The 16,202-nt window shown below is 64.1% G+C and carries 11 protein-coding genes and 1 pseudogene; 6 read left to right on the top strand and 6 right to left on the bottom strand.

The window, feature by feature from the left end:
• Positions 1 to 111: 111 nt before the first annotated feature.
• The 4 genes from BXE_RS22340 to BXE_RS22325 form a co-directional block, all read right to left on the bottom strand.
• The gene (locus tag BXE_RS22340; RefSeq protein ID WP_011490408.1) at positions 112 to 1,311 is read right to left on the bottom strand and encodes a serine hydrolase domain-containing protein; all 1,200 of its coding nucleotides are present in this window, start codon (positions 1,309 to 1,311) and stop codon (positions 112 to 114) included.
• A gap of 246 nt (positions 1,312 to 1,557) precedes the next feature.
• Positions 1,558 to 1,761 (bottom strand): hypothetical protein, encoded by a 204-nt coding sequence (locus tag BXE_RS22335; RefSeq protein WP_040124193.1) that lies wholly within the window; start codon positions 1,759 to 1,761, stop codon positions 1,558 to 1,560.
• Between the two features lie 514 nt (positions 1,762 to 2,275).
• Positions 2,276 to 2,536, bottom strand: coding sequence for a hypothetical protein (locus BXE_RS22330; protein WP_040125074.1), 261 nt, complete (start codon positions 2,534 to 2,536; stop codon positions 2,276 to 2,278).
• 87 nt (positions 2,537 to 2,623) lie between these two features.
• The gene (locus BXE_RS22325) at positions 2,624 to 4,099 is read right to left on the bottom strand and encodes a sigma-54 interaction domain-containing protein (protein ID WP_011490405.1); all 1,476 of its coding nucleotides are present in this window, start codon (positions 4,097 to 4,099) and stop codon (positions 2,624 to 2,626) included.
• A 315-nt stretch (positions 4,100 to 4,414) separates the two neighbouring features.
• Between BXE_RS22325 and BXE_RS22320 the strand changes: the two genes are divergently transcribed.
• Entirely contained in the window at positions 4,415 to 5,815 is a 1,401-nt protein-coding gene (locus BXE_RS22320) for a GntP family permease (RefSeq protein ID WP_011490404.1), read from the top strand.
• Here the strand turns inward: BXE_RS22320 and BXE_RS44485 are convergent.
• Positions 5,814 to 6,044: pseudogene (locus BXE_RS44485) on the bottom strand (MFS transporter); the annotation flags it as partial. The gene BXE_RS22320 and the pseudogene BXE_RS44485 overlap by 2 nt on opposite strands.
• A gap of 147 nt (positions 6,045 to 6,191) precedes the next feature.
• Between BXE_RS44485 and BXE_RS22315 the strand changes: the two are divergent.
• Positions 6,192 to 6,593, top strand: coding sequence for a RidA family protein (locus tag BXE_RS22315; RefSeq protein WP_040124195.1), 402 nt, complete (start codon positions 6,192 to 6,194; stop codon positions 6,591 to 6,593).
• A gap of 22 nt (positions 6,594 to 6,615) precedes the next feature.
• On the opposite strand, the gene BXE_RS22310 is transcribed toward BXE_RS22315, so the two are convergent.
• Positions 6,616 to 10,119: an ATP-binding protein gene (locus BXE_RS22310; protein WP_011490402.1), complete on the bottom strand. Its 3,504-nt coding sequence runs from the start codon at positions 10,117 to 10,119 to the stop codon at positions 6,616 to 6,618.
• A 307-nt stretch (positions 10,120 to 10,426) separates the two neighbouring features.
• Here BXE_RS22310 and BXE_RS22305 point away from each other — a divergent pair, with 307 nt between their 5' ends.
• From BXE_RS22305 to BXE_RS22290, 4 genes are all read left to right on the top strand, one after another.
• A complete protein-coding gene (locus BXE_RS22305) occupies positions 10,427 to 12,124 on the top strand; it encodes a methyl-accepting chemotaxis protein (protein ID WP_011490401.1) in 1,698 nt (565 codons plus the stop codon).
• 610 nt (positions 12,125 to 12,734) lie between these two features.
• Positions 12,735 to 12,986, top strand: a complete 252-nt coding sequence (locus BXE_RS22300; RefSeq protein ID WP_007178686.1) for a hypothetical protein — start codon at positions 12,735 to 12,737, stop codon at positions 12,984 to 12,986.
• 328 nt (positions 12,987 to 13,314) lie between these two features.
• On the top strand, positions 13,315 to 14,307 hold the full coding sequence (locus BXE_RS22295; protein WP_011490399.1) for a DedA family protein/thiosulfate sulfurtransferase GlpE: 993 nt from the start codon (positions 13,315 to 13,317) through the stop codon (positions 14,305 to 14,307).
• Positions 14,308 to 14,397: 90 nt separating this feature from the next.
• Entirely contained in the window at positions 14,398 to 16,128 is a 1,731-nt protein-coding gene (locus BXE_RS22290; protein ID WP_011490398.1) for an FAD-dependent oxidoreductase, read from the top strand.
• The last annotated feature ends 74 nt before the right edge of the window (positions 16,129 to 16,202 follow it).

The following is a 16,202-nucleotide window of genomic DNA, read 5'->3' as shown; positions in this document are numbered from 1 at the left end:
ATAAACTGAAGTGCGGACACTATCAGACGAATAAATTGCCGGATAGAGAGGCCCGACACCGCGAACAGGTAACGCGCCTGAAAGACGCCTGCCCGGGCGCCGCCGGTTGACTCAATCGTCGATTGAATCGTACACGCGGCGTTCGAAATCGATTGCCATAGGAAACGGCTCGATGGAGCGCCGCTGGATCAGCATCAGACCGATCAGGTCTTCCACGGGATCGGCGAACCAGCTCGTGCCGTATGCGCCCGGCCAGCCGAACGATCCCATCGAGCGATAGCCGAGCGACAACTGCTGCGCCGGATCGTCGACGATGGACAAGCCGAGGCCGAACCCCTGGCCTGCCCACTGCACATGTCCGAAAGCCGGCACGCGGCGTTGGTCGCGCGTCAGAAAATTGGAGCGCATCAGGTCCACCGAGCGATGCGACAGCAAACGCGTCGTACCAACCCGCCCGCGCCCGAGCAGGAGTTGCGCGAATTGCAGATAGTCCTGCGCGGTCGAGACCAGGCCGCCGCCGCCGCTCTGGAACCGGTCCGGATTCGCCCATCGGCTCGACGCCGGATGATCTTCGACCACACGCCGCCGCGTGCCAGGTTCGACGCCATAAGCAGTGGCCAGCCGGGCGAGTTGTGCTTCGGGCACCCAGAACGCGGTGTCGCGCATACCGAGCGGCTCGAAGATCCGGGTCCGGAAGAACTCGCCGAGCGGCATGCCGCTCACGCGTTCGATCAGCACGCCGAGTACGTCGGTCGCGATGCCGTAGTGCCAGCGTGAGCCGGGCTGAAACATCAGCGGCAAATCCGCGATGCGGGCAAGCCAGGCGTTGCCGTCCATGCGCGCTTCGAAACCGTTGAAAGCGGCAGCGTAAGCTTCGGAGAGCGGTCCGGTTGCCGTGAAATGATAGGCGAAGCCGGCGCGGTGGGTCAGCAGATCCAGCACGGTGAGCGACGCTCTGGCCGGGTCGGTCTGGTCCAGCGGGCCAGTGGGATCGCGCAGCACACGTGGCGTGGACAATTCCGGCAACCAGAGGGAGACCGGCGTATCGAGAGAGAGCCGGTCTTCTTCGATCAGCATCAGGATCGCGGCGCTGGTCACCGGCTTGGTCATGGACGCAATGCGGAACAGCGTGTCGCGCTCCATCGGCAACTGCGCGGCTTCATCTCGCAAGCCAAGCGGTTCGAAATAGCCGATCTCGCCGCGCCGCCAGACCATCGCGACCACTCCCGCGACTTCACCGCGCTCTACATAGCCTTGCATGGCGTTGGTCAGCGCCGTCAGCCGAGACGCGCAAAGTCCTGCTGGTTGCATGTTTGTCCTGATCAGTGGATGCAGATGCCGGCTCGCGCGCTGTAGCCTGACGCGCGCCGCCCGTCCGTGGCGGTGGACAGGCCGCGAACCCGAACGTGACCGTCAGCGCATACGGCGCAAATGCAGCGGACTGCTCCAGATAGCCGTCTGCCTCCCGGCAGCCCGTGTAGCCGTTACGTTCCCTTATTTTGCAGAACATGCTACCCGATCAAAGTGACACTCGCAGCGGCGCACCGTTGCCGGAGTTCAGCCTTTTTGCCGTTCCTCCAGCGCGAGGAGCGCGGCGTTGAGCCGTTTGACGCGGCTCGCCTGCGCCGGCACCCGCACCGCGCCGGAAACGGAATCAATACGGCTGCGCCAATAGGACAGCGGGATTCGGTCTTCAGCGGAGATATGAGAGATTACGTGTTCAAGATGTTCAATATCTTTTTCGAGTTGGTGATGATTCATTGCTTTCCCCGTATTACTCGTTGAACTATTTTCAAAGCGTAAATCGAAGCATGAAACGTGCCGCACTGGTCTGTTTTTTATCTGAAACGGAAAATCCTTCCTGAGCTCCCTGTATGCAGGTGCCAGATCGGCAAAACGTGCTTGCTGCCTGGATTCTGAGTGCGTGAGAACAGAATACTGCCATCAAACTTCGCGTTCCGTTAGGTTCCGCACCGACCTCGCTTAATGGCAAAAATTGGGAGGCTCAATTACAGTCACGGCGAGAAATAATATGAAGCGCGGCATTAAAACTCATTACGCATAAAACTCGAAAGCCAAGCCTGCATTAAACGCGGGTTTTTATGACCGCCACGCGCTGAACATCACGAACTCGAAGCGCGAATGAGCCATTCGGCAAGCACAAGTGAAATCGACGCTGCGATGGAGACGCCCGCCGATGTAGTCGCGCGGCGGGCTGAACGAAGGAATGCCTGAGATGCAGAACGCGCCGGCCTTGCGCGGCCGGCGCGGCCCGTTATTTCGCCCGGCAGGCGTAAATCAGGTTGAGCGTGCCGTTCTCGGTCGACTGGCGCACGACGTCGAATGCGCCGCCGCAACTCGCGCCGGCCTGCTGCGAGCAGGAGTCGGAACCAGCCGGGCATTGCACCAGCGTCGTGGCGCGGCCGTCCGACAGGAACAGCGGCGCGCTGCTGCTGCAAGCGCCCAGCGCAACCACGGCGCCGATCGCCAGCGTGGCGCAGGCACGGCGCGCGAATGAGGAAAGACTGCGTTTCATCTGAAACCCCGAACACATCTTGTTTTTCGATCACGCGATTGTGCCACGCGGCAATTACGCTGCGTCACCCGACGTCGCCGAACGCGGTCAAACGCCGATCCCGTATGCCGCGATCTTCTTGTAGAGCGTCGCGCGGCCCATGCCGATCTGGCTGGCCGTCTCGATCACGCGACCGCCGTTGGCGCGTAAGGCGTCGGTCAGGAAACGCTTCTCGAAAGCCGCCATCGCGTCGCTCCACGAGGCCGGTTCGGGCGCGCCGGTTGGCGCATCGGGAGCGCGCGCCGGGGACGGCACATCGGCTGCCGCCTGACGACGCTGCCCGCCGCCGGGCGCCGAGCCGATAAACGGCGCCAGCGCCCGCGCATCGATCCGCTCGCTGTCGGAAAGCATCACAGCGCGCTCCAGCGTGTTGCGCAATTCGCGCACGTTGCCCGGCCAGCCGTATGAACACAGCAGCCGCAGCGCGTCGTCCTGCAATTCGAAGTGACTGGCGCCGCTTGCCTGCGTCGACAGATCCTCGAGCATCGCATAGGCAAGCGCTTCGATATCGGACGCCCGCTCGCGCAAGGGTGGCGCGTGGATGGTCAGCACGTTCAGCCGATAGAACAGGTCCGCGCGAAAGCGCCCCGCCGCGACCAGTGCGGGCAGATCAGCCGAGGTTGCCGCGATGATCCGGACGTCCGCGCGCACGATCCGGTTCGAGCCCAGCGGTTCGAACTCCTTGTCCTGCAGCACCCGCAGCAGCTTGCCCTGCAAAGGCAGCGGCATGTCGCCGATTTCATCGAGAAACAGCGTACCGCCGTTCGCCAGTTCGAATTTGCCGACGCGCCCTTTGCGGTCCGCGCCTGTGTACGCGCCGGGCGCGGCGCCGAAGAACTCGACTTCGAGCAAGGTATCGGGAATCGCCGCGACGTTGACCGTCACCAGCGGCTGATTCGCGCGCGCCGAGCCGCCGTGGATGGCATGCGCGAGCAGTTCCTTGCCGGTGCCGGTTTCGCCGAGCAGCAGCACCGGCGATTCGAGCTGCGCCGCGCGGCGCGCCTGGCGCTTCACTTCGAGACTGGCCGCGCTCGTGCCGACAAAACTGCCGAACGTATATTTGGCCCGACGCGCCTGCGCGAGCGACTGGCGCGTCGCAATCAACTCTTCCTGCACGCGCGAATAGTGGGAAAAGAGCGGCGTGAGCGCCTTCAATTCGTCGAAGAGCGCGAAGCCGACCGCACCGACCGTGGTGCCCGAGTCGTCCTTCAACGGCAGACGCGTCACGACGAGCGGTTCACGGTCCGTTTCCAGAATATCGAGCAGAATCGGTTTGCCGGTCTTTACGACCTCGCGCATCAGGCTGTTGGGAATCACGGCCTCGCAATCGCGGCCAATGGCCTGCTCCGGATCCGAAAAGCCGAAGCGCGCCGCATAGCGCTTGTTGATCCAGACTACGCGCGCATCGGCGTCGACGATAAACGTGCCTTCGCTGAAATTTTCGAATGTGCGGAAGAGCGAATCCATCGCCCGGCGCAATACATCGCCGTAAGTGGCAGGCAGGCCCGCCCAGTCGTTCATCATGCTGTCGCTGTCTCCGGCTAACGTTTTATTATGTTTGTCTCATTTCGTAGACACAGCTTATCTCATCGGCGAGATCACCAGCAAGCCTACGGCATAAGGGTTTAACCTTGGTTTGGCCCAGCTTTGGCTGATTTTACGTCCCGTTCTGGAGACGTTTGGGTACAATCGGCCGCATCACGTTTCAAGCTTCGGGCCCACGCAATCAGGCAGCGGGCCGTTGTCGCGTGCGTGGCACGGAACCTGCATTTGCCGGCGCCGTGCCGCCGCACCCTCGGGACGGCGACCATGTAGAACAACCAAGCTTCTGGAGACTCAATGTCCTTTGTCATCGTCCTCGCCGCACTGGCGTTTCTGATGTTTGCCGCATACCGCGGCTACAGCGTCATTCTATTTGCGCCTGTCGCCGCGCTCGGCGCCGTTCTGCTCACCGATCCGGCCGCCGTCGCGCCGGTTTTCACCGGCATCTTCATGGAGAAGATGGTCGGCTTCGTGAAGCTCTACTTCCCGGTGTTCCTGTTAGGCGCGGTGTTCGGTAAGGTCATCGAACTGTCGGGCTTTTCGGAGTCGATCGTGGCCGCCGCGATCCGCTATATCGGCCGTTCGCGCGCCAATGCGGTGATCGTTGCGGTGTGCGCGCTGCTCACCTACGGTGGCGTCTCGCTATTCGTAGTGGTGTTCGCGGTCTACCCGTTCGCCGCCGAGCTGTACCGTCAAAGCAATATTCCGAAGCGCCTGATGCCCGGCGCGATCGCGCTCGGCGCGTTCTCGTTCACAATGGATTCGCTGCCCGGCACGCCGCAGATCCAGAACATCATCCCGACCACTTTCTTCAAGACGACGTCATGGGCCGCGCCCGCGCTCGGCGTGATCGGCTCGCTGTTCATCATCGTGGTCGGTCTCACGTACCTGGAATGGCGCCGCCGCTCGGCAATGGCGACCGGCGAAGGTTACGGCACGAATCTGGTCAACGAGCCGGAGCGCGTGGAATCGAAGCAACTGCCGCATCCGTTGCTGGCGGTGGCGCCGCTGGTTCTGGTCGGCGTCGCGAACTTCCTGCTGACGCGCTGGATTCCGAACTGGTACGGCGCGTCGTACACCGTTGCGCCGGACATCCTGCCGGGCATCCACGCACCGGTCACCACCACCATCAAGGCCGTGGTCGCAATCTGGGCCGTGGAAGGCGCGCTGCTCCTCGGTATCGTCATGGTCGTCATCACGGCGTTCAACCGTGTGCGCGAACGCTTCGCGATCGGTACCAAGGCTGCGGTGGCCGGCGCATTGCTGGCTTCGCTGAATACGGCGTCGGAATATGGCTTTGGTGGCGTGATCGCAGCGTTGCCGGGCTTTCTGGTGGTGAGCGACGCGCTGAAGAGCATTCCTAATCCGCTCGTCAATGCAGCCGTTTCGGTGAGCTCGCTGGCCGGTATCACGGGTTCGGCGTCGGGCGGCATGAGCATCGCGCTCGCGGCCATGTCGGACACGTTCATCAAGGGCGCGGAAGCCGCGCATATCCCGATGGAAGTGCTGCACCGTGTCGTCGCAATGGCGAGCGGCGGCATGGATACGCTGCCGCACAACGGCGCGGTGATTACGCTGCTGGCGGTCACGGGCTTGACGCATCGCCAGTCGTATCGCGACATTTTCGCGGTGACCGTGATCAAGACAATGGCGGTCTTCTTTGTGATCGCTGTCTACTACGCGACCGGACTGGTCTGATCGGGTTGCCCTGGCCGGCCACATACATGCCGTCGAGCGCGGCGATCGGCAGGACGCACGCCACCCATGTCTGCTGGAACTTGAAGCGCGCCGCAAGCATGGCGAAGACGTACATCGCCGCGATCGGGATCGGCCACGGGATCGAATTGAAGCGTCCGAGCTGAAATTCGTTGAAGTGGCCCATCTTGCGAATGATGCTCGGCAGCCAGAACGTCGCGCCGTAGACGCTGAACCAGGTCGACCAGATCCGCAATGGCCATCCGAACTTTCTGACCGACGACTGAATACGCTCAGAGAGAGATGGGCAAACGCCGCGCCGAGTTTTGATCGGTTACCTTGTCATCTCCACATTCGATCTTGCCCATTGCACCCACCCATGAGCTCAACCCCTTCTTTCTGGATGATCCCCTCGGCACCCACGCCGGTCGGCCCGTTTTCGCACGCTGCCGAGGCCGACGGCTGGGTCTTCCTGACCGGCCAGATGCCAACCTCCCCAACCGACGACGCCGCACCGCTTCCCGAGGGTGTCGTCGCCCAGACCAAGCGCGTGATGGACAATCTCGTGCTGGTTCTTCAGGGCTTGGGCCTCGGCCTGCGACACGTGGTTGCCACGCGCATCTTCCTGACCGAGTTCAAGCGCGATTACGCGCCGATGAACGAGATCTACCGCGCCTACTTCCCGGCCGACGCGCTGCCCGCGCGGACCTGCATCGGCGTCACCGGGCTCGCGCGCGACGCGCTGGTTGAAATCGACTTCGTCGTCAAACGGCCGGCGTGATGCCGCCGTGGCGAGCGGCGGCTCAACGCGCCGGCTGCTCGTCGAGTCCGTAGTGATCGGATAAGGCTTCGTGCAGCGAGATGGCCCGTTCGTCCATCTCGGTTGTCCACTCGCTGTTGTCGGCGCATAGCCGTTGCAATTGCCGGCATTGGTCGAAAAACTCCGGCTCCTGCACGACCACGAACGCACCGCTCGCGCTATGCGCCCAGCCGGCCAACGCCCGCACGTCCTCTTCCTCGACAATGGCGAGCAACCTGGGCAGATCTTTCTGCAAATGCTCCCTGAGCATCGCGGTGTAGCGCGCCTTGTCGTCCGCGCTGAGCATGCTCGCTACGTTGGCGACGGGCGCCACGGAGTCGGCCGATGCCGATTCCGCTGTCGATGCCGCCTTGGCGCGAGCCGCGCGCGCCGGAGCGGGCACAACCGCCAGCAAAGCCGCCTGCAGTTCACTCAAGGACGCCGGCTTGGAAACGTACCCGTTAAACCCGCGCTCGTGCCAGCTTTGAGCCTGCTGCTCTTCGGCTGCGGCGCTAAAGGCCAGCACGGGCAACTCAGCGTGCCGCTCGCGCAATGCCGTCAGCAACTCATGGCCGTCCATCACCGGCATATGGACGTCGGTCAGCACCACCTCGAACGGCGCCCGTTCGAAGAGTGCCAGCGCCTGCTTGCCATCCGCGGCAATCGTCGGCACACAGCCGAGCTCGACCAGTTGCTCCGCGATCAGGTTCTGGATCAGCGGATTATCTTCCGCGACGAGGACCGCAAGACCCAGCAGCGCGGGATCGATCTCGACAGAAGGCGTCAAGGCGGAGGCCGCCGCGGACGCTTCGGCCGGCGCGGCGGAGGCGCCCTCGACGGCCAGTTCGATTGCCGTCAGACACGCGGTCCGGCTGAATTCGCTCACTTCGAGCACACCCTGGGCGCGCGCCTCCGGCCGGGTCGGGCCACCGCTCGTGATCCACACTACGCCGACCGCCTGCAACGCGCGCAAGCCGACAATCGCCTCGAGATCGTATTCACCGGACACGATCAATACCGCCGGGCGATTCGCCTTCAACCACGCCTCTGCGCCAGCCAGCGACATCACCGTGTGGCTCGACCAGCCCGCTCGCTGAAGCCAGCCGTCCAGAAACTCGCCGGCCTGGCGCTCCGTGCACAGCACGAGCGCGGTCCCGCGCGACGCGGGGATCGCGACCGGCGTGCGCTGATCACCGGGCACCGCGACGAGCGGGATCGATACATGAAATACGCTGCCCACACCGGGTACGCTTTCGGCGGAGATCCGACCGCCCATCAATTCGCATAGCCGCGCGCAAATCACGAGCCCCAGACCGGTCCCGCCCGTTCCGCGCGAAGTACCGAGCGCCCCTTGCACGAATGGTTTGAACAGACGAGCCAGCAGTTCCTCGCTCATGCCGGCGCCGGAGTCCGAAATCCTGCAGAGGAGCGTCGGGCGGCCTTGCGGATCGTCTTTCACTTCCGCATACAGCGTGATCTTGCCGGAGGACGTAAATTTGAACGCGTTGCTCAGCAGGTTGTTGACGACTTGCGCGATTCGCATGCGATCGCCGATCAGGGTGCAGTCGAGCGTCGGCGAAAGGAGCGCATAGAAACGGATCGCGCGGTCGCCGCACAACGGCGCGTGAGAGAACGCGATATTTTCAAATTCGTCGATGGGCCGGAACGGCTCGTTGGCGAGCAGCATCTCGCCGGCATCGATCTTCGAGAAGTCGAGAATGTCGTTGACGACTCGGCGCAGCGCATCCGACGCGACACTCAGGGTCGCGAGCCGCTGCGAATGCGCCTCGAGACCGGGCGTGCGCGCGAACAGTTCGAGATTGCCGAGCAGCGCGTTCAACGGCGTGCGGATCTCGTGGCTCATCGCCGCGAAGAAATTCGTGCGCGCCCGCATCATCGCGTCGGAAGTCTGCTGCGCGTGCCGCAACTGCTGTTCGAGCAGGGTCTGGGCGGTGACGTCGAGAATCGCGCAGAACAGCACGTTCTCACCCGCGTAGCGCGCGGGGGCATAGGTAAACTGCAAGAACCGCGCGGGCGGGGCGCCTTCTTCCGACGGTGCCGAAGCCGGCGACTGCGGCCGTGCGGCCACAACGAAAGCGGCGATCCGCGCAATCGCCGCGGCCGAAGGTTTGCCGGGCGTCTGCGCGAGGAACTCGCCCACGATATGCGGCGGCAACCGGTTGCCGCCCGGCTCGATACTCAGCAACTCCGCGGCCAGCGCGTTGGCGGTCAGAACGGAATAGTCGCCTTGACGGACGACGCACAGGCCGACCGGCGTCGCACTGACCAGAACGTGATTGATGGTTTCACTTTCCAGCGAGCGAGAGGTTTCGGCAAACGCATTGCGCAACAGCCGAAAACCGAAATAGCGCGCCGTCAGCGCAACCGCCAGCAGGATCAGCGCCGTGAGAGCGGCGATCACCGCGAGTTGCCAGCCAAGCGCAACGGCGAGCGCCCCCCACGGCAAATAGCCAACCAGGAAGCCGAACCCCGGCCCCAGCGGCTCATGAAAGATCACGCCTTCACGCCCGTAGTGAAATACATGCGACGGTGTCGCGGCCACGGTCTGTTGCAGCATCTTGCCGGTCTGCATGCCGAGCGGCTTTGAGGACGCGATAATGCGGCGATCCGCGGCCATCAGCAGTATCGTGCCCTCGTCGCCCGGCGGCGCGATGCGCCGCGCCAGCACGTCGAGCCGGATATTCATGCTGATGAGCGTCGTAGGCGTGCCGCCGTCGTAGTAGACGCTCACCGCCGAGATCACCGGAACGTTCTCCAGCGGATCGAGATAGGGACCCAGCCAGACGCGCTCGCCTTTGCCCGGCAGACGCCTGCCGGTTTGCGCCTCGAGCTGGCGTTCGAGCGTCTCGCGCAGCGTCCTGACGAAAGCCAGTTGCTGCTGGGGCACAGCGGACAGTTTCGCGGCGGCGGCTTTTCCCGCCACCGGTTGCGCGAGCGAAGGCAGGATCACGGCATAGTCTTCCGTCAGCCCGACCAGCGTGGCCCGTTGCTGCAACTCGAACGCCTGCTGCGTTGCAAGCGTCGACTGCGACGCTTCGTACAAACGGCCGAGTTTCTCGCCGAGTTGCGGCCCCCAGGCCGTCGTGGTGGCTTCGCCGACGAGCATGTCGAAGCCGGCATCGATCCGGTCCACCTTGCCGCGCACCACGCCGGTCCGGCGGATCGACTGCTGAACGGCCTCCGGCGCGCTGCGCACGTGGGGAGCGGTGTAGTAGTAATCGAACGTAAGCTCGACGCGCCGCGAGAACGACTCCTCCTGGTGCAGGAGAAGGGAGATGTCGGTTGCATTTTGAGATGCGAAGGTGCGGCGATAGTCGAGTTGCGCGAGCCCGGCAACGACAGCCAGCACGAGGGCGAAGATCGCCACGACCAGCATGAGCGAACCGATTGTCGCCAGATAAACCCGCTGCTGGCGCTTCGCGTTCTGCGCCAGCGTGGCGAAAGCGAGCGCCAGGGACTCTTGTGTACGGTCGAGGATCTTCTGCATCAGCTCGCGAGTGTAGCGTATTCGTGCAGGCAGACCACTGCGAAATCATGGGACGAACTACGTCTGCAGGCCTTATACGGGCGCAGTGTAGCCCTTTTGAAGGTATCGCGCGACGCATCCGGCACCGTTTCACGCAGCCGCCCCGGCACATATCGGACAACCTTGCATTAACGGCTCAGAACCACCTAAACCTGAGTCGTTTACTGGGAAACCCTCAAGCCGGCGGGCTTAAATGCCGTTAATCCTTGCGACCGAGTAAGCATCAAGCATTGCGCGCACGTGCGCGTCTGCATCAGCAAGGAAAGCCATGCGCAACAACCAGCCTGTCACCGGGCACGAGTACGAGTTCCCTTCGTTACAGATGCTTGTTTCCGCGACCGACCTGACCGGCCGCATCCAGTACTGCAATCCCGCGTTCATCGCCGTCTCGGGCTTTACGCGCGACGAACTGATCGGCCAGCCGCACAATCTCATCCGTCATCCGGATATGCCGCGCGAGGCATTCGCCGACATGTGGGCGACGATCCGCGCCGGCCGTCCCTGGACCGCGCTCGTGAAGAATCGCCGCAAGAATGGCGACCATTACTGGGTGCATGCCAACGTCACGCCGGTGGTCGAGAAAGGCACGGTTGTCGGCTATCTGAGCGTGCGCGTGAAACCGGAGCGTGACGCGGTACGCTCCGCCGAGGCGCTGTACGCGCGCATGCGAACCGGCGAGGCGCGCGGCATCAAGCTGCGCCGCGGCGTGGTGGTGCGCACCGGCCTGCCAGGCCGTCTGCAGGCGCTCATGCGCCTTCCTGTGGCAACGCGCGCGGCAACCGGCTACGCGATCACGTCGCTCGCGCTGCTGCTGACCGGACTCGCGGCATGGCAAGGCGCGCCGCCTGTGCAGTTCTGGATTGCGTTCGGCGTGACCTCCGCAGTCGGCCTCGTGTCCTGGCAACTGCTGAAGCGGCAACTCGCCGCGCCGATCCGCGAGATGTCCGGGTTCGCCACGCGTCTCGCCGCGGGCGATCTGACCGCCGATCTGCACATTGCGCGCCATGACGATCTAGGCGAAGTGCTCCAGGCGCTGAATCAGTTGAAGGCGAATCTCGCCGCGATCGTCTACGACGTGCGCGCGCAAATCACCGGCATGCTCGACAACGCGCGCGAAATTTCCAGCGGCAATGTCGATCTCGCGCGACGCACGGAGTTGCAGGCGGCGTCGCTCGAGGAGACCGCCGCCACCATGGAACAGTTGACCACCACCGTGCAGGCCAACGCCGACGCCACCGTGCGCGCGCTCGATCTGGCGAGAGACGCGCAGGCGGCGGCCGCGGTCGGCGGCAAGATCGCGGGCCAGGTCGAGCAGACTATGGCCGGCATCACGGCGGCGTCGCAGCGTATCGCGGACATTACCAGCGTGATCGACGGCATCGCGTTCCAGACCAACATCCTTGCGCTGAATGCGGCCGTCGAAGCGGCGCGCGCAGGCGAAGCCGGCCGTTCGTTCGCCGTGGTCGCGAGCGAGGTGCGAATGCTTGCGCAACGCTGCGCGGCGTCGTCGAAGGAAATCAAGTCGGTGGTCGAAGCGAGTGCCACCGAAGTGGCGGCGGGCACCGAACTGGTCGCGCGCACCACCTCGCAAATGCGTGTGATCGACGAAGCAGTGGGCCGCGTGTCGTCGATCATCGTCGACGTGGCGAACGCCAGCAGCGAACAGGCGGAAGGGATTCGCCAGGTCAACCAGGCGGTCTCGCATCTGGATGGCGCCACCCAGCAGAACGCGGCGCTCGTCGAACAGGCGGCGGCCACCGCGCAGCGTCTCGCGGAACAGGCCGACGTGCTGGACGAGGCGGTGCGTCTGTTCAGCGTTGCGCACGCCGCGCCCGCGCAACGCGCCGGCGGCGCGACGCGCTCCCGGACGCTCACGTCCGATGCCGCGCAAACCGGCGACATCAAGCGGCACAGTGCGCCGGCTGTCGCACGCGAAACCGAGCATGACGAAGCCACAATGATCTGATAGATCGGCGTTACTCCCACCTCGACAGCCCGCTATTGGCGCAGCAGGATGGAACCCGTCAGCGCCCAGTTGGTTGCAAGGGCAGGCTGACCCAAGTAACAACGGCGTTTAGCAGCCCGTCCTTCTCACGGACGGGCTATTTTTTTGCGGACGCAGTTGGTTGCATGATCGGTCGAGCAGGGGGCGAACCGCCACTCCTTCAACGCACTGATCTGCTGCTACGAGGCGCTCACCATTTTCGGCAACGAATTGCCCTGTCCGCGCGCAGCCTGGCTGCGAGATGCACAAATGCGGAGCGACGAGCCGCGGCTCGCGTGCCTCCTTTAACCGCCGCACGCGTCAATAGCATGACAGTCATGGAGAAGAGGCGCACCGCCTCGGGGCACGAAAAATGCATCCGTCGTTGCCGGGAGTCGCGTTAAACTGGTTGCCAAGGCGGGACGTTACGCCACGCATTGCCCGGCGAGCCGCGCCAGTCAACGCGCCTGGCCGCGTACCGCGCGCCGGCAGGTGAACGGGTAAATGCGTAAAGCGTGACCGCGGCGCGACAGACGCCGCACTATCCTGCCCGTACAATGGTTCGATCAACAACGGAACAAGGACAACTTCGATGCGCACTACCGGGTCCTCCGGGTCAATGGCCCTGCTCACCGAATACGACGACGCAACGGCGCGCGAACTCCGCTCGCTGCGCCTCGAATCGACAGAAGACGGCAAAGGCATTCTTCTGATCGAAGTCGATGAGCGCAAGCCGGGCATACACCGCGAAGTGCGCTACGAAATCACGCCAGCCGAACTGATTGCCGCAATTCGCGCGCACGGCGCCGAACTGCCGGGCGAGCAGCACAATCATCGTCAATGAAACAGTCACGCGGCATTGCACCTGAATGCATTTGCCGCGTGGGCATCGCCGGTCTTTAATTACTTGCCGAGGGCGGCTGCGGACGCCCATCGGGCATTATTTCCGCATTGGCATGCGGCCCGGATTTCAAGCCTTGTCGCGTTGTTCGAATTACGCTCCTGATGCGCCTTTCGAGCGGTTCATTGTGTCCGCCACAGCGCTTCCAACACCCGAATAACGGGCGTCTTTTCAAGGCGTTTGCACGTCTCGAAAATGCGTCCATAATCCTTGCATTCTCCTTCGCATTCCCTACCTGCGCCGCGCCCGAAAGGGCCGCGGATGTAAGCCGATGCTACATGATCTCGTCGAGCAATATGGGCCGGCGCTCGTCTTCGTGAACGTGCTCGCGGCCTCGATCGGGCTGCCGGTTCCGGCGCTGCCGTCGCTCGTGCTGTTCGGGGCGATGGCGGCCATGCATCCCGGTTCCGTGGGCACGCAACTGGCGCCGGTACTCGTCCTGTCGATCTTCGCCACGCTGATCGGCGACAGCGCGTGGTATTTCGCCGGCCGCATGTACGGCGGCAATACGCTAAAAGCGATTTGCCGCCTGTCGCTCTCGCGCGACACCTGTGTGAAGAAGACCGAACGCTTTTTCGGCCGCTGGGGCGTGCGCGTGCTGGCGGTGGCCAAGTTCGTACCCGGCCTGTCGATCGTGTCGATTCCAATGGCCGGTGCAATGGGCACGCGCTACCGCACGTTTCTCACCTACGACAGCATCGGCGCCGCGTTGTGGTCCGGCACGGGCCTGATCATCGGCGCGTTGTTCGCGAAGCAGATCGACATGCTGTTCGCTCTCGCCGGTCGCCTCGGCCGCACAGCCGCGCTGGTCGCCGTCGCGCTGCTGCTGGCGTATGCGGCCTATCGCTGGATACGCCGGCGCCAGTTGATCGCGAAGCTCGCGTCCGCGCGCATCGAAGTCGACGAACTGGCCGCGCTGGTCAAGGCCGGCAACACGCCGGTGCTGTTCGATATCCGCTCGCACGAAAAGCGCAAGCTCGATCCCTTCGTGATTCCGGGCACGCAATTCGCCGACGAGCGGCAACTCGACGAGATCGTCGCGACCTATCCGCGCGATCAGAAGCTGGTGATCTACTGTTCCTGCCCGAATGAGATTTCCGCGGCATGGATGGCCAGGCAATTGAACGAAGCCGGTTTTTCCGACGTGCTGCCGCTGCGCGGCGGCATGGAAGCCTGGCGCGACTCGGGCAAGCCGGTGGAATCGCTGCCCGACATGCCGCCGCCCGAAGTGGCGGTCGAAGACGTCGCGCCGAAGGCTGTGTAGCGCAAGCAGCGCACTTGCATTCGCGCCATTGGGCGCCGCGCCGCTTCGCCTCCCGTTCGATCCATCAATGAACACCGAAGGAGCGGTTCAATGCTTTCGACTCAAGAAGCTGAAGCACAACAAGGGGAAGCGCAACAGCAAGCCGTGGTCGCCGACGCGCCGTTTTCATCTCTCTCCACGCGCATGCATCAGATGTTCCCCGCGCTGACCTGCGCGGAAATCGATCGCCTGCGGCGGTTCGGCGAGATCGGCCAATGGAACGCCGGTGAACTGCTGTTCGAAACCGGCTACACCGGTCCCGGCATGTTCGTGCTGCTCGAAGGACGCGTGAAGGTGTATCAGCGCGACGGCATCGGGCGCGAAGTCCTGATCGGCGAACATGGCGCAGGGCATTTTCTCGCCGAAGTCGGTCAATTGTCGGGACGGCCGGCGCTGGTCAACGGCATGGCGCTCAGTTCGGTGGAGGCGTTGCTGATTCCGCCGGAAGGACTGCGTGCGCTGATCGTCGCCGAAGCGGAACTCGGCGAGCGCATCATGCGCGCGCTGATCCTGCGGCGCGTGTCGCTGATCGAAAAGGGCGCTGGCGGGCCGATCCTGATCGGCAACAGTAACGATGCGCGGCTCGTCATGCTGCAAGGCTTTCTGTCGCGCAACGGCCATCCCCATTCCGTGATCGACGAACGCGACGAAGACGCGCTGCGTCTGATCGAGCAGTTCGCCGCGCAAAAAGAAGACATGCCGCTGGTGATCTGCCCGGACGGCTCGGTGCTGCGTCATCCGAGCATGCCGGAACTCGCCACGTGCCTCGGCCTGCTGCCCGATCTCGACGACGCCCATGTGTACGACGTCGCGATCGTCGGCGCCGGGCCCGCCGGGCTTGCCACCGCGGTGTATGCGGCCTCCGAAGGTCTGTCGGTGATCGTGCTGGACAGCCGCGCGCCGGGCGGCCAGGCCGGCGCGAGTGCGCGGATCGAAAATTATCTCGGCTTTCCGACCGGCATTTCCGGCCAGGCGCTGGCAGGCCGCGCCTTCGTACAGGCACAGAAATTCGGCGCGCACGTCGCGATTCCGGTCAACGTGAAGGCGCTGCATTGCGCGGAGCGGCCGCATCGGCTGGAATTGAAGTGCGGTGGGCATATCACGGCGCGCGCCATTGTGATCGCGAGCGGCGCGGTCTACCGGCGTCCGGCGCTCGAAGGGCTCGACCGCTTCGAGGGGCGCGGCGTCTACTACTGGGCGTCGCCTGTCGAGGCGAAGCTGTGCAAGCGCCAGGAAATCGTGCTGGTGGGCGGCGGCAACTCGGCCGGTCAGGCAATCGTCTATCTGGCGACGCATGCGGCCAAGGTCCACGTGCTGATCCGGCGCAGCGGCTTTGAAGCCACCATGTCGCGCTATCTGATCGACCGGATCCGCTCGCTGCCGAATGTGTTCGTGCATCCGAATTCGGAGATCGGCAGGCTGGACGCCGACGAAACCGGTTTGTCATCGGTCAGCCTGAAAAAACCGCTGCCCGACGGCACCGATCATTTCGACACGCGCCATCTGTTCCTCTTCACCGGCGCAGACCCGAATACCGACTGGCTGCGCACCTGCGGCGTGGAACTCGACGCCAAGGGCTTCGTGCTGACCGGCACGAGCGCCGAAGGCGCGTCGGTCTGCGATCTCGCCACCACGGTCGAAGGCGTGTACGCGATCGGCGACGCCCGCGCCGGTTCGACCAAGCGGGTCGCGGCGGCCGTTGGAGAAGGCGCTGCCGTGGTTGCCCAGATCCATCAGCTGCTGGCGGTTGCCGCCGGCGATGCAGTCCCGGTCGATGCCTGAATGAACGTCCACTAAACCGCTCACCGTCGCGACCGCCCTTGCAACCGGCGGTTAGCGGCCGACGATTAGCGGCC

Source organism: Paraburkholderia xenovorans LB400, assembly GCF_000013645.1.
Classification (GTDB): domain Bacteria; phylum Pseudomonadota; class Gammaproteobacteria; order Burkholderiales; family Burkholderiaceae; genus Paraburkholderia; species Paraburkholderia xenovorans.
The sequence above is the reverse complement of the archived record's forward strand: the minus strand, read 5'-3'. Positions and strand labels throughout refer to the sequence as shown.